Source organism: Sphaerotilus hippei (genome assembly GCF_003201595.1).
GTDB lineage: Bacteria > Pseudomonadota > Gammaproteobacteria > Burkholderiales > Burkholderiaceae_C > Sphaerotilus > Sphaerotilus hippei.
On sequence record NZ_QJJS01000010.1, the window covers coordinates 136,825 to 157,576 of the forward strand.

At 70.7% G+C, this 20,752-nt stretch carries 20 protein-coding genes, 1 tRNA gene and 1 pseudogene; 13 read left to right on the forward strand and 9 right to left on the reverse strand.

Annotation, left to right across the window (positions count from 1 at the left end):
• Positions 1 to 37: 37 nt before the first annotated feature.
• The gene (locus C7444_RS12205) at positions 38 to 586 is read right to left on the reverse strand and encodes a TetR/AcrR family transcriptional regulator (protein ID WP_211317541.1); all 549 of its coding nucleotides are present in this window, start codon (positions 584 to 586) and stop codon (positions 38 to 40) included.
• 340 nt (positions 587 to 926) lie between these two features.
• Positions 927 to 1,769, reverse strand: a complete 843-nt coding sequence (locus tag C7444_RS20645; protein WP_245909536.1) for a pseudouridine synthase — start codon at positions 1,767 to 1,769, stop codon at positions 927 to 929.
• A 635-nt stretch (positions 1,770 to 2,404) separates the two neighbouring features.
• On the opposite strand from C7444_RS20645, the gene C7444_RS12215 reads away from it, so the two are divergent.
• Positions 2,405 to 3,241, forward strand: a complete 837-nt coding sequence (locus C7444_RS12215) for an undecaprenyl-diphosphate phosphatase (protein WP_110401134.1) — start codon at positions 2,405 to 2,407, stop codon at positions 3,239 to 3,241.
• A gap of 24 nt (positions 3,242 to 3,265) precedes the next feature.
• On the opposite strand, the gene trmB is transcribed toward C7444_RS12215, so the two are convergent.
• Positions 3,266 to 4,015: a tRNA (guanosine(46)-N7)-methyltransferase TrmB gene (gene trmB / locus C7444_RS12220; RefSeq protein ID WP_110401135.1), complete on the reverse strand. Its 750-nt coding sequence runs from the start codon at positions 4,013 to 4,015 to the stop codon at positions 3,266 to 3,268.
• 247 nt (positions 4,016 to 4,262) lie between these two features.
• Here trmB and C7444_RS12225 point away from each other — a divergent pair, with 247 nt between their 5' ends.
• From C7444_RS12225 to C7444_RS20995, 3 genes are all read left to right on the forward strand, one after another.
• Positions 4,263 to 5,654 carry a D-alanyl-D-alanine carboxypeptidase/D-alanyl-D-alanine-endopeptidase gene (locus C7444_RS12225; RefSeq protein ID WP_170130730.1) on the forward strand — a complete coding sequence of 464 codons (1,392 nt, stop codon included), beginning with the start codon at positions 4,263 to 4,265 and terminating at the stop codon, positions 5,652 to 5,654.
• 29 nt (positions 5,655 to 5,683) lie between these two features.
• Positions 5,684 to 5,757 (forward strand) — tRNA-Gly (locus C7444_RS12230).
• Between the two features lie 99 nt (positions 5,758 to 5,856).
• Entirely contained in the window at positions 5,857 to 5,970 is a 114-nt protein-coding gene (locus tag C7444_RS20995; RefSeq protein ID WP_375136932.1) for an Arm DNA-binding domain-containing protein, read from the forward strand.
• Between the two features lie 204 nt (positions 5,971 to 6,174).
• Here the strand turns inward: C7444_RS20995 and C7444_RS21000 are convergent, their stop codons facing one another.
• A complete protein-coding gene (locus C7444_RS21000) occupies positions 6,175 to 6,624 on the reverse strand; it encodes an Lcl C-terminal domain-containing protein (RefSeq protein ID WP_110401137.1) in 450 nt (149 codons plus the stop codon).
• A pseudogene (locus C7444_RS12240) lies at positions 6,551 to 6,853 on the reverse strand (integrase core domain-containing protein); the annotation flags it as partial. The pseudogene C7444_RS12240 and the gene C7444_RS21000, both read right to left, overlap by 74 nt.
• A gap of 258 nt (positions 6,854 to 7,111) precedes the next feature.
• Here C7444_RS12240 and C7444_RS12245 point away from each other — a divergent pair.
• Positions 7,112 to 8,251, forward strand: a complete 1,140-nt coding sequence (locus C7444_RS12245; protein WP_110401138.1) for an acyltransferase family protein — start codon at positions 7,112 to 7,114, stop codon at positions 8,249 to 8,251.
• A gap of 34 nt (positions 8,252 to 8,285) precedes the next feature.
• On the opposite strand, the gene C7444_RS12250 is transcribed toward C7444_RS12245, so the two are convergent.
• Positions 8,286 to 9,971, reverse strand: a complete 1,686-nt coding sequence (locus C7444_RS12250; protein WP_110401139.1) for an electron transfer flavoprotein-ubiquinone oxidoreductase — start codon at positions 9,969 to 9,971, stop codon at positions 8,286 to 8,288.
• 208 nt (positions 9,972 to 10,179) lie between these two features.
• Here C7444_RS12250 and C7444_RS12255 point away from each other — a divergent pair, with 208 nt between their 5' ends.
• The 4 genes from C7444_RS12255 to C7444_RS12270 are packed head-to-tail and all read left to right on the forward strand — an operon-like array spanning position 10,180 to position 13,594.
• The gene (locus tag C7444_RS12255; RefSeq protein ID WP_110401140.1) at positions 10,180 to 10,962 is read left to right on the forward strand and encodes an SDR family oxidoreductase; all 783 of its coding nucleotides are present in this window, start codon (positions 10,180 to 10,182) and stop codon (positions 10,960 to 10,962) included.
• Positions 10,963 to 10,969: 7 nt separating this feature from the next.
• Positions 10,970 to 11,656, forward strand: coding sequence for a YceH family protein (locus C7444_RS12260; RefSeq protein WP_110401141.1), 687 nt, complete (start codon positions 10,970 to 10,972; stop codon positions 11,654 to 11,656).
• A 1-nt stretch (position 11,657) separates the two neighbouring features.
• Positions 11,658 to 12,086 carry an acyl-CoA thioesterase gene (locus C7444_RS12265; RefSeq protein ID WP_110401142.1) on the forward strand — a complete coding sequence of 143 codons (429 nt, stop codon included), beginning with the start codon at positions 11,658 to 11,660 and terminating at the stop codon, positions 12,084 to 12,086.
• A gap of 59 nt (positions 12,087 to 12,145) precedes the next feature.
• Complete coding sequence (locus tag C7444_RS12270) at positions 12,146 to 13,594, forward strand: DNA recombination protein RmuC (protein WP_110401143.1); 1,449 nt, start codon at positions 12,146 to 12,148, stop codon at positions 13,592 to 13,594.
• Between the two features lie 24 nt (positions 13,595 to 13,618).
• On the opposite strand, the gene mnmC1 is transcribed toward C7444_RS12270, so the two are convergent.
• A complete protein-coding gene (mnmC1, locus tag C7444_RS12275; protein WP_110401144.1) occupies positions 13,619 to 15,577 on the reverse strand; it encodes an FAD-dependent 5-carboxymethylaminomethyl-2-thiouridine(34) oxidoreductase MnmC1 in 1,959 nt (652 codons plus the stop codon).
• A 71-nt stretch (positions 15,578 to 15,648) separates the two neighbouring features.
• Between mnmC1 and rimO the strand changes: the two genes are divergently transcribed.
• Positions 15,649 to 17,076 (forward strand): 30S ribosomal protein S12 methylthiotransferase RimO, encoded by a 1,428-nt coding sequence (gene rimO / locus C7444_RS12280; RefSeq protein WP_110401145.1) that lies wholly within the window; start codon positions 15,649 to 15,651, stop codon positions 17,074 to 17,076.
• A gap of 59 nt (positions 17,077 to 17,135) precedes the next feature.
• Complete coding sequence (locus C7444_RS12285; protein ID WP_110401146.1) at positions 17,136 to 18,374, forward strand: PLP-dependent transferase; 1,239 nt, start codon at positions 17,136 to 17,138, stop codon at positions 18,372 to 18,374.
• A gap of 15 nt (positions 18,375 to 18,389) precedes the next feature.
• On the opposite strand, the gene pip is transcribed toward C7444_RS12285, so the two are convergent.
• Together pip and smpB are read right to left on the reverse strand one after the other, a co-directional pair.
• Positions 18,390 to 19,361 (reverse strand): prolyl aminopeptidase, encoded by a 972-nt coding sequence (gene pip, locus C7444_RS12290; protein ID WP_110401147.1) that lies wholly within the window; start codon positions 19,359 to 19,361, stop codon positions 18,390 to 18,392.
• Between the two features lie 25 nt (positions 19,362 to 19,386).
• The gene (smpB, locus tag C7444_RS12295) at positions 19,387 to 19,857 is read right to left on the reverse strand and encodes an SsrA-binding protein SmpB (RefSeq protein WP_110401148.1); all 471 of its coding nucleotides are present in this window, start codon (positions 19,855 to 19,857) and stop codon (positions 19,387 to 19,389) included.
• A gap of 69 nt (positions 19,858 to 19,926) precedes the next feature.
• On the opposite strand from smpB, the gene C7444_RS12300 reads away from it, so the two are divergent.
• Positions 19,927 to 20,394, forward strand: a complete 468-nt coding sequence (locus tag C7444_RS12300; protein WP_110401149.1) for a type II toxin-antitoxin system RatA family toxin — start codon at positions 19,927 to 19,929, stop codon at positions 20,392 to 20,394.
• 22 nt (positions 20,395 to 20,416) lie between these two features.
• Entirely contained in the window at positions 20,417 to 20,743 is a 327-nt protein-coding gene (locus C7444_RS12305) for an RnfH family protein (RefSeq protein WP_110401172.1), read from the forward strand.
• Positions 20,744 to 20,752: the final 9 nt, after the last annotated feature.

The window sequence follows — 20,752 nt, forward strand, 5'->3', positions numbered from 1 at the left end:
TGAGAGCCCTGCCTGACCGGCCTCCGTCGTGGAGGGGTCAGGCGGCCAGGCGGCCCGCGGGCTGGTCCATCGCCTCCAGCGTGTTGCGGATGATCCGGCTGGCCTGAGGCGCCAGGCTGGGCAGTTCGGCGATGGCGTTGTCCTCGATCGCGCACAGCACGAACTCCACCAGCACCCCGATCACCCCGGCGGCCGTGTAGCGGGCCAGTTCGGCCGACTGGGCGTCCGCGCCGCAGGTCAGCAGCCGGGCCAGTTCCTGATGCACCTTGCGGCGTGCCTTCAGCCCGTCCATGCCCAGGCTGATGACCTCGACGAACAGCGTGCGCAGCTGCTGCGGGCGCTCGGCCAGGTAGCCGAAATAGGCCGCGACGGCCTGGTCGAGCCAGTCGGGCTTGCCCGACTCCGCGATCGCGACGTCCTTGAGCCGCTGCATCGCCGCGCCCGTGGCGTTTTCATAGAGTGCCAGCAGGCAATCCTGCTTGGAGCGGAAGTGCTCGTAGAACGTGCGCTTGGACACGTGCGCCGTGGAGGCGATGTCGGCGATCGTGGTGGTGGCGTAACCCTGTTCGGCGACGCACTTGGACATGCCATCGAGCAATCGCTTGCGGTGATCGATGGCGGTGATGTTGTTTCCTGTGACGGTATTCATTCTTTCTGCCCTCCCTGTCAGCTTGTGGGACACCGAATTTTTCAATTCAAGCTGTGCTCCATCGACTGTATAGGTACCTTTGGGTTCCTGACAGGGGTAGGGTTTCAGGGAAAACCACGTCTCATGTTTCTGTTGTCGAGGGCCTGTATCAAGTTGTCCATGCCGTCATCCACAATCACCGTCACCGGATGAAAAAAAACCGGCCTCGGAGCGGTTCTCCGGGCCGGTCGGGTCAGGATCCGCGGGCCGGGGCGTCACCCCGGCGGCGCGGAAGCATTCAGGCGAAATACTCGTCGTCGCAGAGGTAGCGCCATTGGCCGGGCGGCAGCTTGCCCAGCACCACGCTGCCGATGCGCACCCGCTTGAGCCCCAGCACCTGCAGGCCCACGGCCGCGCACATGCGCCGGATCTGGCGCTTCTTGCCCTCGCGCAGCACGAAGCGCAGCTGGTCCTCGTTCTGCCAGCTGACCTTGGCCGGACGCAGCCGCTGGCCGTCGAGCTCCAGGCCCTCGTTGAGCAGCGCCAGGTCACGGTCGGGCAGGCGCTCGCCGGGGGTGTAGGCCACCCGCACCAGGTATTCCTTCTCGACCAGCGAGTCGTCACCGATCAGCTGGCGGGCGACGCGGCCGTCCTGCGTCAGCACCAGCAGGCCGACCGAGTCGATGTCCAGGCGCCCGGCAGGCGCCAGGCTGCGCAGGTGCCCCGGATGCCACTTGCGGCCCGAGCGGTCCTCGGCCCACTGGTTGTCGGGCCGGATCAGGCTGGCGGCCGGCTCGTAGCCATCCTCGGCCTGGCCGCTGACGTAGCCCACGGGCTTGTTGATCAGGATGGTCACGCGCTTGGCCTGGTCCTTGTGCGCGGCCGGATCGATCACGATGCGTGCATCGGCATCGACCCGCTGGCCCAGCACGGCCATCTGGCCGTTGACGCTCACCCAGCCGGCCTCGATCCACTCGTCGGCCTCCCGGCGCGAGGCCAGCCCCAGCGCGGTCATGCGCTTGGACAGGCGCTCGCCGGTGGTGCTGCGCAGGGCGGCGCCCTCAGGGCGCTGCGGTGGCGGGGAGGCCGGCGCGGCCTCGCCCGGCAGCATCGGCCGGGCGCGCGTGGCCGGAGGCAGCACACGGCGCTCCCGTGCCGGGGGCCGCTCCATCGGAGGGGGCGCGGGGATCACGGGGCGCGGAGCCTGTCGGCGCGGTTCGGCATCGAACGGACCCGGTCGACCGGGCCGGCGCGGCTCGGCGTCAAAGGGGCCGGGTCGGCCAGGTCGGCGTGGCTCGGCGTCGAAAGGACCCGGCCGGCGCGGTTCGGCCGACGCGGGGCCGCGCCGGTCGCCGGCCGCGGGGCGAGCGTCACGGCGATCGCGAGGATCGCGGCGATCGTCGCCGGCCCCCGGCCCGTGGGGGCGGGGCGGGCGATCCTGCCGGGCCATGCGTTCGTCGCGCTCGAGCCGTTCAGCCTGTGCCTGGGCCAGCGTGGGGCGCACCCTCACGCCGCCGGGCCGGGTCTTGCCGCGTGGCGGGGAGTCGGGGTGGGTGGCCGCCGCGCGCTCGTTGCGCCGCCCTGCGGGTGAGGGGGTGCCGGGCTTTTTTTTCAGTGTGAGTGTGACCATGTCGGCGTGTGGGCTGGGGGGCTGTCGGAGCCCCTGTCAAACGGCAATTGCGCTGTGATATCGTGACAAATGATAGGTATCAACCCTAGTCAGCCCCGTCACCGGGGCTTTTTCTTGTCCTGAAAAGCGCGTTTGGAGGAGTCATTGTGGATCTGGTACTGCTGATCAAGGCCGCCCTGATGGGCATCGTCGAAGGCCTGACCGAATTCCTGCCGATCTCGAGCACGGGGCACCTCATTCTGGCCGGTTCGCTGCTGAACCTCACCCAGGACATCACGGACGCCAAGCTCAAGGTCTTCGAGATCGCCATCCAGACCGGTGCCATCTTCGCCGTCATCCTGGTGTACTGGCAGCGCCTGTCGAGCACCGCGAGCCAGTTCGGCCGCAGCCGGGATGCCCGCCGCTTCGTGCTGAACGTGCTGATCGGCTTCCTGCCGGCCGTGGTGCTGGGCCTGCTGATCGGCAAGGTGGTCAAGGCCCATCTGTTCACGCCGGTCATCGTGGCGTCGGCCTTCATTGTCGGTGGTCTGATCATTCTCTGGGCCGAGCGACGCCCGGCCAGTTCGGTGCGGGTGCAGTCGGTCGATGACATGACGGCACTCGATGCGCTGAAGGTCGGGCTGGTCCAGTGTTTCGCGATGGTGCCGGGCACCAGCCGTTCGGGCTCGACGATCATCGGCGGCATGCTGATGGGGCTGTCGCGCCAGGCCGCCACGGATTTCAGCTTCTTCCTGGGCATCCCGACGCTGATCGGCGCCGGGGCCTACAGCCTGCTGAAGGAGCGTGAGCACCTGGCCATGGGCGACCTGCCGCTGTTCCTGGTCGGCCTGGTGTTCTCGTTCCTGTCGGCCTGGCTGTGCGTGCGCTGGCTGCTGAAGTACGTGGCGACGCACAACTTCGTGCCCTTCGCCTGGTACCGCATCGCCTTCGGCCTGCTGATCCTGGCGACGGCCTACACCGGTGCCATCAGCTGGCACGACTGACGCCGGCCGCGCCGCCCGCCGCCTTCAGCCGGCGCGGCGGCGGAAGACCAGGTCCCAGACGCCGTGTCCGAGTTTCAGGCCGCGGTTCTCGAACTTGGTCAGCGGACGGTATTCAGGCCGGGGGGCATAACCCTCGGCGGTATTTTCCAGCGAGGTTTCCGCGCTGAGCACTTCGAGCATCTGCTCGGCATAAGGCGCCCAGTCGGTGGCGCAGTGCAGGTACCCGCCCGGCGCCAGGCGGGTGACCAGCTGCGCGACGAAAGCGGACTGGATCAGCCGGCGCTTGTTGTGCTTCTTCTTGTGCCACGGATCGGGAAAGAAGATGTGCACGCCGGCCAGGCATCCCGGCGTCAGCATGTGTTCCAGCACCTCGACCGCGTCGTGCTGCACCAGGCGCAGATTTTCGAGTTTCCGCTCGCTGATGTGCTTGAGCAGCGCGCCCACTCCGGGGGTATGCACCTCCACCCCGAGAAAGTTATGGTCCGGTCGTGCCGCGGCGATCTGGGCGGTGGCGTCTCCCATGCCGAAGCCGATCTCCAGCACGAGCGGCGCCTCGCGTCCGAAGGCCGCGGCAGGCTCGATGGCCGAGGGCTGGTAGGGCAGCACGTAACGGGGGCCGAGCTCCTCGAGCGCCCGCTGCTGGCCGGTGCCCATGCGCCCGGCACGCACCACGAAACTGCGCACGCTGCGACGGATCGGCCCACCTTCGCCCGCCTGCGCGGGGCTGGGTTCGGATTCATCGGCGGGCGGCAGGGAGAGGGGCGACGTGGTCATGGCAGCAGAGGGAGCGAAGGCAGTGCGCGAAGAGCGGCGGATCAGGGTGGGCGCAGGCCGGGTCGGTGGTCGGCGGGTCGGTCGACTCAAGAACGGCAGGGTCCTGTCGACAACAGGCAGGCCCCGGTCCGACCCCGGCATTTGCGTGACGCCCGTCACCGGAACGGTGGACAGCGGTCTGGTGACCGCCCCGATCCGGCCCGCGGGGTGCGAGATTGTGCCTCAAGCCTTTTCTGATCCTGCTCCGATGACCCTGAACGATCCGTCTCGCCGCCGCTGGGTGGGTGCCCTCGCGGCCGGTGCCTTGCTGCCGGCCACGCGGGTCGGTGCCGCACCGGCCCGTGCCGCCCGCCCGCGCCTGCCCACCGAACTGGCGGCCCGGCTGGCCGCCAGCGGGCTGCCGCTGGAGAGTTTCGGCCTGAGCGTGGTGCCGGTGGAGGGCGGTGCGCCCTGGGTGTCCTGGCAGGCCGACAAACCGTTCATCCTGGCGTCGACCGCCAAGGTGATCACCAGCCTGTGCGCGCTGTCGGTGCTGGGGCCTGGATATCGCTGGGAGACCCGCGCCCACCTGGGCGGCCCGCTGCATCGGGGGGCGCTGCTGGGCGACCTGCGCATCGTGGGCGGGGGCGACCCGTCGCTCGACAGCCAGTCGGTGGCGCAGTGGTTTCGGCGCCTGCGTGGCCAGGGGCTGGACCGCATCGTCGGCGACATGGTGCTCGACCACAGCCGCTTCAGCCTGTCCGAGGCCGATCTGGCCAGCACGCCCGAGCCTTCACCCGAGCGGCCGCACCATGCGCGCCCCGATGCCCTGCTGCTCGACGAGGGCGTGGTGCGCTCGGCGGCGGCCAGCCCGGGCCCGGGCGGGGCCGCCTATCGGCGCGTCACCTGGCAGGCGACGTCACCGGGTGCCGCGGGCTGCGGCCCGCTGTCGGCCCGCTCCGCGCTGCTGGCGTGCCCGGCGGCGGCCCCCGAGCCGTCGCCGGCCGAGCTGGCGTGCCGCACCCTGGGCGCCTTGTGGCGGGTGCAGGGCGGCGGGCTGCGGGGTCGGGTGAGCAGCCTGTCGCCGTCCGCGGCCCCGGTGGTGTCGACGCCCTGGATGGTGCATGCCTCGCCCACGCTGGCCGTGCTGATCCAGGAGATGAACAAGCGCAGCAACAACCTGATCGCCCGTCACCTGATGCTGAGCCTGTCGGCCGACTTTCCGCAGGTGCCGGCCACCGTGCCGGCCGCCCGCCAGCGCATGCTCGCCTGGCTCGAGCAGCAGGGGGTGGCCCCCGGGCGCATCGGCGTGGACTCCGGCTCGGGGCTGTCGCGCCTGGAGCGGGCGGCACCGTCGGCGCTGGTGCACCTGCTGCAGCGCGCCCACCATGGACCCTATGCCCGGCTGTTCCGCGACAGCCTGCCGGTCGCCGGGCTGGACGGCACGCTGGAGCATCGCCTCCGCGGGGGCGCGGCGGTCGGCCGGGCCTGGCTGAAGACCGGCACCCTGCTCGACACCCGGGCGCTGGCCGGTTATGTGCAGACCCGCGGCGGCACGACGCTGGCCGTCACGCTGCTGGCCAACCACGAGACGCTGGCCCCCCAGGCCACGCCCGCGCTCGATGCCTGCATCGAGTGGCTGGCCGCGAGCCGCGCCTGAGCGCCGCGTCGGCTATACTGCGCAGCGACGCGGGTGTAGTTCAATGGTAGAACTTCTGCTTCCCAAGCAGATAGCGTGGGTTCGATTCCCATCACCCGCTCCACCGGAACATCTCCATGACATCCCCGGATGTCCAGAAAAGCCCTGAGAATCAAGCACTTGGGGCTTTTTTCATGTCTCGATCGTCCGCGTTGATCCTGGCCTGTCCCTCGAAGTCGCGGCCACCGGATCCAAGCGCTGGTTCTGGACGTTCTACTGCGGCGGCAAGGAGAAACGACTCGCCATCGGTCTGCATCCCGAGACGAGCCTGAAGTGACCTGCTCCCTTCCAGCCGTACCCGCCTGAAGTAGCAGGAGTCCGCCAACCAGGCGAATTGCTGGGCCATTCGTCAGGGCTTGGCTTGGCTTGACAGGTGGGGATGCCCTTGCGCCCCTGTTCAACCAGCGCCGGAGCATGAAGTGCGGAGGGCACCAATGCAGGCCATGAAAATGCCGAAGGCATGGCCTGCATTGGCGCACTGCTACTTCTTGTGCGAAGTTGGTGGCGTTCGAACGAGACGAACATGATTCGTATTTGCTCCGTCAGTGCTTGCCCAAGCATCACTTGTGCCAATTGCCGATACGACGGATACGCCCTGGGCTTCTGGGGTCGAAGACCAGAATGCACCATCGGAGCTCCACTCAGGCTTGGTTGGAAATACGTTCAGGTTTTGCGATGGGTTATGGCAGTTCGGCTCGCGGAGCGTGAGCAGCTCTTTGCGCGTAGGAAGTCGCCAACGTTCGTCGATGGTTGATTTCCCCACCGCGAGCGCCTTGGCTTGCTGATAAGTCAGTCTGGGCCCAGGGTTTACTGCGTCTTGAACCGCCCCGGGATTCGTGGAGGCCCGTTGGGTTAAGTCAGGCCGCCACCTCGGTAGCCTGACTGGCGAGTTGCCGGTAGTAGTTTGCCTCGGCCTCGGCGGGTGGCACATAGCCGATGGGTGCGAGCAGGCGGTGGTTGTTGAACCAGTGCACCCATTCCAGGGTTGCCAGCTCTACCGCCTCCCTGGTCTTCCACGGTGCCCGACGGTGGATCAGCTCGGCTTTGTATAGGCCGTTGATCGTCTCGGCCAGCGCGTTGTCGTAGCTGTCGCCCTTGCGGCCGAGCTTACGGAGGGGTTCTTGATCGGATCCCCGTTCCCGATGGCCGTCCATCCCCGGTGCGGGTGGCTGATGCCTGTCGGGGGGCGATCCCGCGACTTATTGCCCGATGTGCTCCGCCTCTCGCGCACGAGCGAGGTGCTGGGGACGGTGCGGGGCCGTCGCCAGCGAAAATGCCGGCATGCAAGCTGCATCCGGGCCCGGGTGCCTCACGGCCGGGCGTTGACGCCGGTCGGTCGCCGCCGAGGGCGCGTGGCGATTCCGGGCCGGCCATGCGCTGGCGCTTCCATCCGATTCACCTTGACGAGATCCTGATCCATGTCCAAGTCCGCGGGAACGAGGCCGATGAGCGCCTCGTCGTCTGCTCCCCAGAAGATGATGGGGCTCGAAATCGTCCGCTTCCTCGCCGCGATGGCCGTGCTGATCTGGCACTACCAGCACTTCTGGCACCTGGGCACCGAGGTGCCGGATTTCGAGCGCAGCGCCCAGCCGCTGTACGTGCCGCTGCGCTGGCTCTATGAATACGGCGTCTATGGCGTGCAGGTGTTCTGGTGCATCAGCGGCTACATCTTCTTCTGGAAGTACAGCCGCATGATCGCCGAGGGCCGGATGGCGGCGCGCCAGTTCTTCATCCTGCGGCTGTCCCGGCTGTATCCGCTGCACCTGGTCACGCTGCTGCTGGTCGCGCTGCTGCAGGCGGTCTACTTCCCGCTGGCCAACGACTACTTCGTCTATGCGCACAATGACCTGCCGCACTTCCTGCTGCAGCTGTTCATGGCCAGCAACTGGGGCTTCGAGCAGGGTCCGAGCTTCAACGGGCCGATCTGGTCGATCTCGCTCGAGGTGATCGTCTACGCGCTCTTCTTCGTCGTGATGCGGCGCCTGGGGGCCTCGATCGGCATCACCTGCGTGCTGATCGCCGTCGGCGCCGGGGCCTTCCTGCTGAAGGTGCCGCACCAGGTCTTCCAGTGCGTGCTGTGCTTCTTCATCGGCGGGCTGGCCGCCCAGGTCGGCCGCACCGGCTGGGTGCAGGCCCGCCGCGTGATGGTGGGGCGCGGGGTGCTGGCCTTGCTGCTCGCCGCTCCGTCGGTGGCGGGGGTGCTGGGCCTGTTCGCGCACCGGCCGGTGATCCAGCTGTTCATCGTCGCCTACACGCCGGTGCTGCTGTATTTCCTGGCCGAGCAGTGCACGATTCCCGCGCGCTTCGACCGGCTGCTGGACGTGGCGGGCAACGTCACCTATTCCAGCTACCTGATCCACTTCCCGATCCAGCTGATGATCGCCATCGGCTGTCGCCAGGCGGGCCTGCCGATCCCGAAGGAGAGCCCGCTGTTCCTGGCCGCCTTCCTCGGCGTGACGCTGGTGCTGTCGGTGCTGGTCTACCGGTATTTCGAGGTGCCCTGCCAGAAGCTGATCCGCAACCGGCTGGGGCGCCGGCCCGCGCTGGTGCGGGCCTGAGGGTCGGGGCCGGGCCGCGACGGCCCGGCGCCCATCACATGCCGGCGTAGTTGGGGCCACCGCCCCCCTCGGGCGTGACCCAGACGATGTTCTGGGTCGGATCCTTGATGTCGCAGGTCTTGCAGTGCACGCAGTTCTGCGCGTTGATCTGCAGCCGGTCCGACTGGTCGTCGTTCTTGACGAACTCGTAGACGCCCGCCGGGCAGTAGCGGGCTTCCGGGCCGGCGAACTTCGCCAGGTTGAGCTGCACCGGCACCGAGGCATCCTTGAGCGTCAGGTGCGCCGGCTGGTTCTCCTCGTGGTTGGTGTTGCTGATGAACACCGAGGAGAGCCGGTCGAAGGTCAGCTGGCCGTCGGGCTTGGGGTAGTCGATCGGGCTGCACTCGGCGGCCGCACGCAGGTAGAGGTGGTCCGGCGCGGGGCGGTGCACGGTCCACGGCGGCGTGTCCACGCCCAGCTTGGGCAGCAGCCAGTGCTCCACGCCGGTCATCAGCGAGCCGACGTGGAAGCCCTTCTTGAACCACTGCTTGAAGTTCTTCGAGCGCATCAGCTCGGCATGCAGCCAGCTCTGCTCGAAGGCGGCCGGGTAGGCGTCCAGTTCGTCGTGGCTGCGGCCGGCGGCCAGGGCCTCGAAGGCCGCTTCGGCGGCGAGCATGCCGGTCTTGATGGCCGCGTGGCTGCCCTTGATGCGCGCGGCGTTGAGCGTGCCGGCGTCGCAGCCCACCAGCGCGCCGCCCGGGAACACGAGCTTGGGCAGGCTCAGGATGCCGCCGGCCGTGATCGCGCGGGCGCCGTAGCCGATGCGCTTGCCCCCCTCGAGGTGCGCGCGGATGGCCGGATGGGTCTTCCAGCGCTGCATCTCCTCGAACGGCGACAGCCAGGGGTTCTTGTAGTCCAGCCCGGTGACGAAGCCCAGCGTCACCTTGTTGCCCTCGAGGTGGTAGAGGAAGCCGCCGCCGTAGGTCTCGGTGTCCATCGGCCAGCCGGCGGTGTGCACCACCAGGCCGGGCCGGGCCTTGGCCGGATCGATCTCCCACAGCTCCTTGATGCCCAGCGCGTAGCTCTGCGGGTCACGGCCCGCGTCGAGCTTGAAATGCGCGATCAGCTGCTTGCCCAGGTGGCCGCGTGCGCCTTCGGCGAAGATCGTGTACTTGCCGCACAGCTCCATGCCGAGCTGGAAGTGGTCGGTCGGCTCGCCATCCTTGCCCAGGCCGAGGTTGCCGGTGGCCACGCCACGCACGCGCCCCTGCTCGTCATGCAGCACCTCGGCGGCGGTGAAGCCCGGGAAGATCTCCACGCCCAGCGCTTCGGCCTGCTCGCCCAGCCAGCGGGTGAAGGCCCCGAGGCTGACGACGTAGTTGCCGTCGTTGTGGAAGCACTCGGGCACGAGGAAGTCGGGCGTGCGCTTCGCGCCGGTCTGCGACAGGATCAGCACCTCGTCGCCGCTCACCGGCTGGTTCAGCGGTGCGCCACGCTCCTTCCAGTCGGGGAACAGTTCGGTGAGGGCGCGCGGGTCCATGACGGCGCCCGACAGGGTGTGCGCGCCCGGCTCGGAGCCTTTCTCGAGCACCACCACGCTGACTTCCGTGCCTTGCTGCGCGGCCAGCTGCTTGAGGCGGATCGCCGTCGACAACCCGCCCGGGCCGGCGCCGACGATCACCACGTCGTAGTCCATCGATTCGCGTGGGCCGTACTGGGCGAGCAGGTCCTGGGAAGTCATGCGTGTCCTTGAGAGAATTCGGGTGTGCAGGCTGCGGGCCTGCCGATGCAGCCCGGGATTCTAGCGGCTTGCCGGTACAAAAAAGCACGATCGTACTTTTTTGTGCCGGGCGGCCTTTCCAGGGTCCGATCCGGACTGCTGTTGCGTGGATCGAGCCCGGTCGGCCCGTGCTATCGTCATCGCAGCACAGAACAAAAAGGACCCCACCATGAGCTATCCCATCGATCTGTCGGGCCGTGTGGCCCTGGTGTCCGGCGCCTCCGGCGGCCTGGGCGCCCAGTTCGCCCGCGTGCTCGCACGCGCTGGCGCCGCCGTGGTGCTGGCGGGTCGGCCCAGCGACCGGCTCAAGGAGCTGCGAGCCGAGATCGAGGCCAACGACGGTGACGCTCACGTGGTGAGCCTGGACGTGACCGACCTGGCCAGCATCAAGTCGGCCGTCGCTCATGCCGAGACCGAGGTCGGCACGCTCGACATCCTGATCAACAACTCCGGGGTCACCAGCACGAACAAGCTGGTCGACGTCACCGAGCAGGAATACGACGACATCTTCGACGCCAACGTGCGGGGCGGCTTCTTCCTGGCCCAGGAGGTCGGCAAGCGCATGATCGCCCGGGCCCGCGGCGCGGCACCCGGCACCTTCGCTGGCGGGCGCATCGTCAACATCGCCTCGATGGCCGGCCTGAAGGCCGTCAGCCAGATCGGCGTCTACTCGATGAGCAAGGCCGCGGTCATCCACATGACCCGCGCGATGGCGCTGGAGTGGGGCCGCCACGGCATCAACGTCAACGCGATCTGCCCGGGCTACATCGACACCGGCGACAACCACCACCACTGGGCCTCCGAGGCGGGCGAGCGGCTGGTGCAGTCGCTGCCGCGCAAGCGCCTGGGCACGCCCGTCGACCTCGATCCGGTGCTGCTGATGCTGTGCGCCCGCGAGAGCCATTTCATCAATGGCGCGATCATCCAGGCCGATGACGGCTACAGCCTCTGAGTCGACGATGAGCGACGTGACGAGCCACCCCGCACGACCGGCCGTGCGGGCCCTGACCGCGCTGGAGGCCCGGGTCCTGGCGGTGCTGGTGGAAAAGCAGGCCACGGTGCCCGACACCTACCCGATGTCGATCAACGCGCTGATCGGCGGCTGCAATCAGAAGACCGCGCGCGATCCGGTCATGGCCGTGGCCGAGGGGGACGTGCTGCTGGCGCTGGACGGCCTGAAGTCGCTGCACCTGGTGCTGGAGTCCAGCGGCAGCCGGGTGGTGCGCTACGAGCACAACCTCGGCCGCGTCTACGGCGTGCCCGGGCAGGCGGTCGCGCTGCTGGCCATGCTGATGCTGCGCGGCCCGCAGACGGCCGCCGAGCTGCGCCTGCACTGCGAGCGGCTGCACCGTTTTGCCGACGTGTCCTCGGTCGAGGGTTTTCTCGACGAGCTGATGGAGCGCCAGCCGGCGCGTGTCGTGCGGCTGCCGCGTGCGCCCGGGGCCCGCGAGGCCCGCTGGGCCCACCTGCTGTGCGGCGAGGTCGACCTCGGCCCGGTGGCAGCGGGGGTGGCGCCCACCGGAGTCACCGAGGAGCTGCAGCTGCTGCGTGCCGAGCAGGCGCAGCTGCGCGACGAGGTGCGCCGGCTGAGCCAGCGGCTCGCGCAGCTCGAGGACCAGCTCGGCGTGAGCCGCGAGGAGGCCTGAGATGCGCTTCGATCTGCCCGAGGACCGGCGCCTGGTCTTCGAGATGATCATCCCGATCCGCTGGGGCGACATGGACGCCTACGGGCACGTCAACAACGCGGTCTACTTCCGCTACCTCGAGACGGTGCGGGTCGAGTGGCTGCGCTCGCTGACGCTGATGCCCGAGCCGGGCTCGCAGGGCCAGGGGCCGGTGATCGTCAACGCCTTCTGCAGCTTCCATCGCCAGCTCGCGCATCCCGGCGACGTGCTGGCCCGCCAGTACGTCGGCCAGGTCGGCCGCAGCAGCGTGCAGACCTACACGACGCTGTCGCGCCACGATGCCCCGGACGAGGTCTGCGCCAGCGGCGGCGCCAAGGTGGTCTGGGTCGATCTGCGCGAGCAGGTGTCGCGCCCGCTGCCCGAGTCGCTGCGCCAGGCGATCGGCGCCTGATCGCGGGCCCGCCGGCCGTGCCGGCCTGACCGGGCGGCACGCTGAGACAATGCCGGCCCATGTCCGATCGATTCCTGCTCTGGGCGCTGCTGCTGGTGGCGGCGCTGCACCTGCTGCTCTGGCTGTGGCGCAGCTTCAGCCCGACCCGCTCGCTGGCCCTCGAGGACGCGCTGGCCGATGCCGTCGAGTCGGTGCTGCGCGAGAGCGCCGAAGCGTCGGCTCGTGCCCGCGCGCTCGAGGCCGAGCGCCTGGAGCGCAGCCTGCGCGAGGAGGTGCAGGGCAGCGCCCGCGGCACCCGCCAGGAGCTGGGGGCCACGCTGGCCGATTTCCAGCGCCTGCTGATGCTGCAGTCCGGTGACGGCCTGCGGACCCAGAACGAGCAGATCGACGCCTTGCGCCTGCAGCTCGCCGGCCTGCAGCAGGGCCAGGCCGACAGCCTGCAGAGCTTCGCCCGCCAGCAGCACGAGCAGCTGCACCTGCTGACCGAGGCCAACGACCGCCGCCTGGCCACGCTGCAGCAGGGCATCGAGCAGCGCCTGGTGACGCTGCAGGCCGGCGTGGACCAGCGCCTGGGCGCGATGCAGGCCGACAACGAGCGCAAGCTCGAGCAGATGCGCGCCACCGTCGACGAGAAGCTGCACGCCACGCTGGAGCAGCGTCTGGGCGAGAGCTTCAGGCAGGTGGCCGACCGGCTCGAGCAGGTCCACCGCGGCCTGGGCGAGATGCAGCACCTGGCCCAGGGCGTGGGCGACCTCAAGCGGGTGCTGAGCAACGTGAAGTCGCGCGGCCTGCTCGGCGAGGTGCAGCTGGCCGCGCTGCTCGAGCAGGTCTTCACGATCGAGCAGTACGCGACCAACGTGGCCACCGTGCCGGGCAGCGGCGAACGGGTCGAGTTCGCGATCCGCCTGCCCGGGCGCGGCAGCACCGCGACCGACGCGCCGGTCTGGCTGCCCATCGACGCCAAGTTCCCGCGCGAGGACTACGAGCGCCTGCTCGACGCGCAGGACCGGGCCGACCGCGAGGCCGCCGAGCAGTCCGCGCGTGCGCTGGAGCAGCGCATCCGCGACGAGGCGCGATCGATCGCCGCCAAGTACCTGGCGCCGCCGCACACCACCGACTTCGCGATCCTCTTCCTGCCCACCGAAGGCCTGTACGCCGAGCTGCTGCGCCGCCCCGGCCTGAGCGAGGCGCTGCAGCGCGAACACCGCGTCACGCTGGCCGGACCGACCACGCTGCTGGCCATGCTCAACAGCCTGCAGATGGGCTTTCGAACGCTGGCGCTGGAGCGCCGCAGCTCCGAGGTCTGGAAGGTGCTCGGCGCGGTCAAGACCGAGTTCGGCAAGTTCGGCGAGGTGCTGGAGAAGACCCGCAAGAAGCTGCAGGAAGCCAGCAACACCATCGATGCGGCCGAGGTGCGCACCCGCGCGATGAGCCGCCAGCTGCGCAGCGTCGAGGCGCTGTCCGACGACGAGGCCGCCCGCCTGCTGAAGGCGCCCGAGCCGGATTGACGCCGGCGCCGGGCGAGCTCGCCTTCAGCTCGACCCGGGCGGGGGGCCGGCCGGGCGCATCCACGCGCGGGCGGGGTCCAGCGCGTCCTGCAGGCGCTGCTCCACGGGCATCGGCGCACCGGTGACCCACGCGGCCAGCAGCCGCCCGGCCAGCGCGGCGCTGGTGATGCCGCGCGAGCCCAGGCCGGTGAGCGTGTGCAGCCCGGGCAGGCGGGGAAGGTGGGCGGGGGTGTGCAGCCGTTCACGCGGCAAGGCGCGCAGCGCCGCCAGCGCCTGCAGGTCGACGACGGGCCCGACCAGCGGCAGCCGGTCGGGTGTGCCGGCCCGCCAGCCGACCCGGCCTCCGAGGTCGGCCGGCAGCGCCTGCCCGTCGGCGAGCGCCGGCACCACGCCCAGTGCGGCGGCCCGCTGCAGGTTGTGCCGGTGATCGGCCTCGCGCACGGCGGGGTCGTCGTCGTGGTGCCGGGTCGTCGCGCCGATCAGCACCCGGCCATCGGGCAGGCGCAGCGCATAACCCTGGCCCGACAGCGGCCAGCGCGGGGCCTGCAGGCCGGGCAGGTCGGCGGGCAGCAGCGTGGTCTGGCCCCGCACGGCGCTCAGCGGCAGGGCCTGCTGCGGCTGCACCGTGGCCAGCAGCCGGGGCGTGTCGAGCGCACTGGCCAGCACGACCACGGGCGCGCGGGCCACCAGCCGGTCGTCGGCATCGAAGGCCTGCCACTGGTGGCCGTCGTGCGCCAGCCGGGCGATCGTGGTGCCGCCTTGCCAGTGCACCGGCACCAGCGCCTGCGCGGCGGCGAGCAGGGCGCGGCAGTGGTCGCCGGGGCTGAGCCAGCCGCCCAGGCCGAAACACCAGCCGCCGTGCGCCAGTGCCAGCGTGGTCGCCCGGGCAGCGCAGCCGGCGCCCCACCAGCGCACCACCTCGCGGGGCAGGCCGGCCCGCTCGAGCTGGGCGGCGGCGCGTTCGCCGTCGAGCCGCGGCTCCAGGCGCAGGAAACGGCCGGCCTGGCCGGCCACCCGGCCCGCGTCGATCCAGGGGCGCGCCAGCTGCTGGGTGAGGGCGGCTGCCGCGCGGAACCAGCGGGCGTGCAGGCTGTCGGGCGAGTTGAAGATCGCGTGGTAGAGCCCGCCGGCATTGCCGGACGTGGCGCCGGCGGGCGCCTCGAGCCGGTCGACCAGCGTGCTGTGCCAGCCCTGCAGCGCCAGGCCGTGCACGGCCGCGCAGCCCGCCAGGCCGGCGCCGATGACCAGCGCATGGCGGGCCTCGGGCGGCTGATCGTCGGGGCGGTGCGCCAGGGCGCGCGGGCGGGGCGCGACGAAGCGGGGCGCATGGCGGCCCGTCCAGCGACCGCCCGTGGTCGCGTCCGTGGGGACCGGGGAGCTCGGGAGGGAGGGCTCGATGCCGACCGGGGCCAGCCGCCCGGGCGTCGCCGGATCGAGGGGTGCGTCGACGGTCGCGCCCGGTGCCATCAGGCGGCCCAGGCGCCGCAGCGCCTCGTCGTTCCAGCGATCGGCGTCCAGCGTCTGCGCCCCGGCATCGATCTCGACCGCATCGGCCTGCAGCTGCAGCGCCGGCAGCCACTCGGCCAGCGTGCCCAGCGCGAGCATCAGCTGCACCCGGCCGCCCTCGAAGTCGAGCAGGTGCAGATCGGGCGTGGGGGCGGGCCAGACGGCGGCCAGCTGCTGCGCCAGTGCCGACCAGGGGCTGTGCGCGTGGCGGAGCGCCAGGTCCTCGGGCGCGGGCGGGCGGTCGTCGATCGCGACGACGATCAGGCGCTCGCAGCGCTGCGGATCGTCGCGCCAGGCCTGCCAGGTCCGCAGGAAGCGCTGACCCGTGCCGAAGCGGGTGTCCAGCCGCACGAAGCGCAGGCGCCCGCGCCAGGCCTCGGGCCGGTCGAGCGGACCCGGTGGGGCCGACGCGGCCGGGGCGGCGGTGCGCGATCCCGCCGGGGCGGGGCTGATCGGTGCGAACGACGGAAGCGACATGGGCGCGATGATGCCCGCTCCCGCGGCGGGCCTTGGCGCGGCGGTCAGGGCAATTCGCGGACAATCGAGGCATGAACGACGCCGTGAACCTGCCCTCCGACCCCGTGTCGGCCCCCGCCGCGACGGGTGCCGCCCCGCGCATCGGGTTCGTCAGCCTCGGGTGCCCGAAGGCCCTGACCGACTCCGAACTCATCCTCACGCAGCTCAGCGCCGAGGGTTACCAGACCAGCAAGACCTTCGAAGGTGCCGACCTGGTCATCGTGAACACCTGCGGTTTCATCGATGACGCGGTCCGCGAGAGCCTGGACACCATCGGCGAGGCCCTGGCAGCCAACGGCAAGGTGATCGTCACCGGCTGCCTGGGCGCCAAGAACGTCGACGGCACCGCCGGTGGCGAGGCCCGCAACCTGGTGCGCGAGGTGCACCCGAAGGTGCTCGCCGTGACCGGCCCGCACGCCACCCAGGAGGTGATGGACGCGGTGCACCAGCACGTGCCCAAGCCGCACGACCCCTTCCTCGACCTGGTGCCCGCTGCCGGCATCAAGCTCACGCCCAAGCACTACGCCTACCTGAAGATCAGCGAAGGCTGCAACCACCGCTGCACCTTCTGCATCATCCCCAGCATGCGTGGCGACCTGGTGTCGCGCCCGGTGGGCGACGTGCTCAACGAGGCCCGCGCGCTGTTCGAGGGTGGCGTCAAGGAGCTGCTGGTCGTCAGCCAGGACACCTCGGCCTATGGCGTGGACGTCAAGTACCGCACTGGCTTCTGGAATGGCGCGCCGGTGCGCACCCGCATGCTCGACCTGGTCGCCAAGCTCGGCGAGCTGGCGCGCGAGCACGGCGCCTGGGTGCGGCTGCACTACGTCTATCCCTACCCGCACGTCGACGACGTCATCCCGCTGATGGCCGAGGGGCTGGTGCTGCCTTACCTCGACGTGCCTTTCCAGCACTCGCACCCCGACGTGCTGCGCCGCATGAAGCGCCCGGCCAGCGGCGAGAAGAACCTGGAGCGCATCCTGCGCTGGCGCGAGCTGTGCCCGGAGATCGTGATCCGCTCGACCTTCATCGCCGGCTTCCCGGGCGAGACCGAAGAGGAGTTCAGCCACCTGCTCGACTTCCTGAAGGAAGCGAAGATCGACCGCGCCGGCTGTTTCGCCTACTCGCCGGTGACCGGGGCGACCGCCAACGAGCTGCCCGGCGCGCTGCCCGACGAGCTGCGCGAAGAGCGTCGCGCCCGCTTCATGGCCGTGGCCGAGCAGGTCTCGATCGAGCGCCTGAGCCGCCGCGTCGGCTCGACCCTGAAGGTGCTGGTCGACAGCGCCCCGGCGCTGGGCCGCCGCGGTGGCGTGGGCCGCACCTGGGCCGACGCGCCCGAGATCGACGGCACGGTGCGCCTGCTGCCGCCGGCCAAGATCTCGACCCAGCTGCGGGTGGGTGAGTTCGCCCGCGTGCGCATCCTCGCGGTCGAAGGCCACGACCTGATCGGCCAGCCGATCTGAGCCTGGCGCGCGGGCCGGCCGCGGTGCGCCGCCCGCCGGCCCACGCGATACTGGGGGGCATGAGCACCGATGCCCCCCTCGACCCTTCCGGCGCCGACACCCCGGCCGCCGCGCCCGGCACCCCGACCGGGTTGATCCACCACCCCTACCGCGCGCCGGCCGACTTCGAGTCGCCGGTCGCCGCGGTGCACAAGGCCTCCACCGTCTTCTTCCCCAGCGTGGCCGCGATGCGCGCGCGCACCTGGGTCGACAAGAGCGCCTACACCTACGGCCTGCACGGCACCCCCACCAGCTTCACGCTGGAGGCGCGCCTGGCCACGCTCGAGGGGGCCCGCCACGTCATCCTCGCCCCCAGCGGCCTGTCGGCGCTGACCGTCGTCGACATGGCGCTGCTGCAGGCCGGCGACAGCGTGCTGCTGCCCGACAACGTCTACGGCCCGAGCAAGGACTTCACCCGCCACGAGCTGGCGCAGTGGGGCGTGTCGCACCAGCTCTACGACCCGATGCAGCCGCAGTCGCTGGCCGACCGGCTCGACGAGCGCGTGCGGCTGGTCTGGCTGGAGGCGGCCGGTTCGGTCACGCTCGAGTTTCCCGACCTGCCGGCGCTGGTGCGCCTGATCCGCGCGAAGGCGCCACGCGCCGTGATCGCGCTGGACAACACCTGGGGCGCTGGCCTGGCGTTCAATGCCTTCGAGCTGGGTGAGGCCGGCCTCGGGGTCGACCTGACCATCCACGCGCTGACCAAGTACCCGTCGGGGGGCGGCGACGTGCTGATGGGCTCGATCGCCTGCCGCGACGACGACCTGTACCAGCGCCTGGCCTGGACCCACAGCCGGCTCGGCCTGGGCGTGGGCATGAACGATGTCGAGCTGCTGCTGCGCTCGCTGCCCAGCCTGCCGCTGCGGTACGCGGCCCAGGACGCCGCCGCCCGCCGCCTGGCCGCCTGGGCCGTGCAGCAGCCCCAGGTGCGCCGCGTGCTGCACCCGGCGCTGCCGGGCTCGCCCGGACACGAGCACTGGGCCGCGCTGTGCAGCGCCGCCGCCGGCCTGCTGACGCTGGAGATCGATCCCCGCCATTCCAGCGCGCAGGTCGACGCCTTCGTCGACCACCTGCGCTGGTTCCGCATCGGCTGGAGCTGGGGCGGCCCGGTCAGCCTGGCCGTGCCCTACCGGGCCCGTGGCATGCGCCAGCTCGGCACGTCCCATGAAGGCGTGCTGGTGCGCCTGTGCATCGGCCTGGAGGACGTCGACGACCTGATCGCCGACCTGGCGCAGGGGCTGGCCCGGCTGGACGGGTGAGCGGGGCGGGGCGCCTCAGGCGTCCCGGAAATCCCCCGTCCGGCGGAACTGCTCCGTGGCGCGCACCAGTTCGGCGGTGATGCCGGGCTCGAAGGCGGTGTGGCCGGCGTCGGCCACGATGCTCAGCCGCGCGCCGGGCCAGTCCCGGGCCAGCCGCACGGCGTTGCGCACCGGGCAGATCAGGTCGTAGCGGCCGTGCACGATCTGCACCGGCAGGTGGTGGATGCGCGGCAGGTCGTGCAGCAGCTGGCCGGGGGCCATGAAGCCGAGGTGGCGGCAGTAGAGCGCCTCCATGCGGGCGGGGCCCAGCGTCGTGTCGTCGTCGCCGCCCGTCGGGCCGGCGGTGTCCTCGGGCGGGCGCAGGCGCAGCAGCGCGCTCTCGTAGCGGTTCCAGGCGCGTGCGGCGGGCAGGCAGATGGCCGGGTCGTCCGAGCTCAGCCGCTGCCAGTAGGCCGACAGCAGGTCGCCGCGCTCGTCGGGCGGCAGGTGGCCGGCGAACGCTTCCCAGGCTTCGGGGAAGAACTGGCGCCCACCGTAGAGCCACCAGTCGATGCCTTCCTGCTCGACCAGCCAGATGCCGCGCAGCACCAGACCGAGGCAGGCGGCGGGATGCGCCTGGGCGTAGGCCAGCGCCAGGGTCGAGCCCCAGGAGCCGCCGAACACCAGCCAGCGCTCGATGCCCAGGTGCTGCCGCAGCCGTTCGATGTCGGCGACCAGGTCGGCGGTGGTGTTGCCGCGCATCTCGCCCAGCGGGGTCGAGCGGCCCGAGCCACGCTGGTCGAAGACGACGATGTCGTAGTGCTGCGGATGGAAGAAGCGCCGGCTGTTGGCCGAGCTGCCGCTGCCCGGCCCGCCGTGCAGGAAGACCACCGGCAGGCCGCCCGGGCTGCCGCAGCGCTCCCAGTGCAGCGTGTGCAGCGCGTCGACGGCGAGCCGGCCCTGGGTGTGGGGCTCGATCGGCGGGAAGAGGGTGGCCGGGCTGTCCATGGTCGAGGCGGGTGCAGCGGTGGACTCAGTCGCGGTCGCGGGCGGGCGAGGACACCTTGGTGCGCATCAGCCGGCCCTTCTCGCGTTCCCAGTCGCGCTTCTTCTCGGTCTCGCGCTTGTCGTGGTTGGCCTTGCCCTTGGCCAGGGCGATCTCGGCCTTCACGCGCCCGCCCTTGTAGTGCAGGTTCAGCGGCACCAGGGTGTAGCCCTTCTGCTCGATCTTGCCGATCAGGCGGCGGATCTCCGCCTTGTGCATCAGCAGCTTCTTGGTGCGGTCGGGCTCCGGGTGCACATGGGTGGAGGCGCTGCGCAGCGCGTTGATGCGCGCGCCGATCAGGAACAGCTCACCGTTCTTGATGACGACGTAGCCGTCGGTCAGCTGCACCTGGCCTTCGCGGATGGCCTTGATTTCCCAGCCTTCCAGCACGACACCGGCCTCGTAGCGTTCCTCGAGGTGGTAGTTGAAATGCGCTTTTCTGTTTTCTGCAATGCTCATGGAATTCGGGCCGGATGGGGCGATGCTCGCCGTGGGCCACGCTCGGCCTCAATACAATCGGTGCGTAGTATGAAGCACGTCAAGAAGTCAGTCCTCCTCTGGTACGCCCCGCGAGAGATCTACGATCTGGTGGTGGACGTCCAGTCCTACTCAAAATTCCTGCCCTGGTGCCAGCGCGCCGAGGTGCTGGCGGAGGATTCCGCTTCGATGACCGCCCGCCTGCACTTGGCCTATGCCGGGGTGCGCCACGCCTTCACGACGCGCAACACCCACGTCGACGGCGACTCGGTGACGATGTCGCTGGTGGACGGGCCGTTCTCCCACCTCGAGGGCTCCTGGAAATTCGTCGCGATCGGCGCGCCTGCGGCGTCCACCCCGCAGGGCGGGCCGCAGGCCTGCCGGGTCGAGTTCGACCTGAGCTACGCCTTTGCCAGCCGGCCGCTCGAGCTGGTGGTCAGCCCGGTCTTCGACCGGGTCGCCAACACCTTCGTCGATGCCTTCGTCGCCCGGGCCGAGCAGGTCTATGGCCGGCGCTGAGTCCGGGATGGCGGGGGCGGTGATGCATGTCCAGGTCGCCTTCAGCCCGCGGCCGCGCGAGGTCGAGCTGGCCTCGCTGACGCTGCCTGCCGGGGCCGACGGCTGGCAGGCGCTGGCGGCCAGCGGCCTGCTCGAGCGCCATGCCGGCCTGCAGGCCGCGCTGCAGTCGGGCGCCTGGCTGGCCGGCTGCCGAGGCCGCCGCCTGTCGCTCGGCGAGGCGCTGGAGGACGGCGCCCGGCTGGAGATCTACCGGCCGCTGCAGGTCGACCCCAAGGAGGCGCGGCGGGTGCGCTACCGCGCGCAGGGCGGGCGCCAGCGCCTGCACCGCCGCCCGCTCGAGACCGGCTGAGCCCGCCGG